This window comes from Aeromonas finlandensis, from assembly GCF_000764645.1.
GTDB lineage: Bacteria > Pseudomonadota > Gammaproteobacteria > Enterobacterales > Aeromonadaceae > Aeromonas > Aeromonas finlandensis.
Genome location: NZ_JRGK01000342.1, coordinates 1 through 2,145 on the forward strand (window position 1 = coordinate 1; position 2,145 = coordinate 2,145).

Annotated in this window: 3 protein-coding genes; all 3 read right to left on the reverse strand. The window is 48.4% G+C overall.

What is annotated here, in order from left to right:
• On the reverse strand, nt 1–868 hold an 868-nt coding region (locus LD28_RS23260; RefSeq protein WP_156120340.1), incomplete at its 3' end, for a winged helix-turn-helix domain-containing protein.
• A gap of 182 nt (nt 869–1,050) precedes the next feature.
• The gene (locus tag LD28_RS0120535) at nt 1,051–1,755 is read right to left on the reverse strand and encodes an endonuclease (RefSeq protein WP_033138756.1); all 705 of its coding nucleotides are present in this window, start codon (nt 1,753–1,755) and stop codon (nt 1,051–1,053) included.
• A gap of 73 nt (nt 1,756–1,828) precedes the next feature.
• Nucleotides 1,829–2,145: SprT-like domain-containing protein (locus LD28_RS0120540; protein ID WP_033138757.1), on the reverse strand; the 317-nt coding region annotated here is incomplete at its 5' end.

The window sequence follows — 2,145 nt, forward strand, 5'->3', positions numbered from 1 at the left end:
GTTTGAAGAATATCGAGTGATTAATCGAGTTTGGTGATAAGTATTCTTTAATGTCGAGAGTCAAATTGCCGATGTTTAATAAAAAATTAACTTTTGAAAAAGTGGTGCTAAATGTGGTAATAAATATATTTTCATGATCGTAAATATCTATCGTGAGTTTGTACTCATCACTATATCGATGATAATTTGTTATTAAGCGATAGGTATTCTTATGTTGGTCTGACTGAGTTGTAAATTTATTTAGCAGAAATACATTAATATTTTTTGCTGTTCTGAGAGTGTAATATATGTAATTTTGCATGCTGGCAATGAAAGCATTATCTATTTTATCATCTGACATAGATGAGGATAGATAAATAGATAGTGGCTCACTATTGCTGACGTTTTTTTTGAAATATAATTGTGCTGAGTAAACTGCAATCATCAGGCTGGCAAAACATGCCATCATCATGATTGTTTTCTTGTAACCATGTCGGTGGTTGGGTTGAGCCTCTTTAATGGAAAGATGGAGTTCCTTCTCAGCCATATTAATATCATCAATGCACAGGACCTCCGGCAGTAAAAAATATCCTTTCTTGGGGATTGTTTGTATTATTTTATGAGGTCTTTCGTTATCTGAAAGATGAGTTCTAAGCTGGCTGATGACTTGTCTAACCAAATTATCAGAGACATTTTCTCTTTGCCAAACAAGGCTTGCCAAGCGTGATGTACTCATCACGTCACCATGATATTTAATTAACACTTGCAGTAGTTTTACCTGCAATGGCTCCATTCTTATTGATACACCATCAACCAGTAATTGGTTTTGTTCTGGCAGGAACAAAATACTTCTTTCGATATTGAACTTATAACGGTTTGTATTGCTCATGGTGCAGGAATTATGTCATCTGGATAAAGTTAACGACTTGAACTGGTACATTTAAATGTATGAGTATCATTTCAATATCCACAATTATACCAGTTTACCGATACATGTTGTTCATTCAACCCCAAGCTCTACGAGATTGCTATATCAGCCGTGACTCGGGGTTAGTTCCAAAACGATAGATGTTATTCACATTGCCGAGTAACAAACAGATTGGTATTGCCCTGCAGCTTGCCGATACGGCGATTGCGCTCGCACTCCCAGCCTTCTGCCGGGTACTGGCGATCCCAAGCTTCAAACAGTTTACGCTGTTGCGCTGCCAGACGCAGCCCATACTGCTGGCTCATGTAGAGGTAGGCGCGGGCGATCTGGCCCCGTACCGGCCCCTTGGGCGGTTGTACCCGACGCTCTTTGAAATCCACCAGCATCTGGCACTGACCGTACTGATCCGGCTTGCCGTTCCAGTCGGAGAAGCGGTAGTTGGCCCGATCGCCATTCACCTCGCCGATGGCGGGGAAGAGGTTGTGCATGTCTCCCTCCATCTTGTTGAACTCGGGGCTCGCTTTTTCGCAGTTCTTGCGACCGCCATCCTGCCAGCACTGCAGCTGGTGGCCGAACTCCCAGGCGGGCACCACATGTTCCCACTCGATGCGGGCGGCCCGTTTTGGTTGCTTGCGCGGCTCGTAGCCGCAGCTGGCGAGGTCCGGGAGCATCTTCTTGCCCTGATAGTCGATGTCGCAGCCGCAATAGAAGGTAGTGACTGCTGGCTGGCTGCGATAGAGCTTCACCAGATCCTGCTTGGCTTCGCGAAAGGTCTGGGCGTGCAGGGGCGCGCTGAGCAGCGGCAAACCGGCCAGCAGGGTCAGGACGAGGGAAGAGATAAAACGCATGGAATTCCTTGCAAACGGGATGATTGACGAACGATGGCGGGCACCCTACCACAGGGGCGCGACACAAGCTGGCTTACTGTTCGGGCTCCGGCCGTTCCCGCTCCAGCGGCTGCTTGCAGCGGCGGCAGTGATAGCGGGCCTCGCCACGTACTACCTTGTTGTGGCGGCGTATCGATAGTTGATGCTGCTGGCAGTGACAGCGATAGGGGATGGTGCGCTGGGCCAATACCGCCAGATCGAAGCTGTGGGTGGTTCTGGGCTCAAGGCCGAACACCTCCCGCATCACCGATTGCCACTGGCGGCCGTGGGGCAAGACCCGGTTTTTGCCACGCCCATCACCCCACAGGGCATAAACCAGCAGATGGGCCACCTCGTGGGGCACCACCTCGG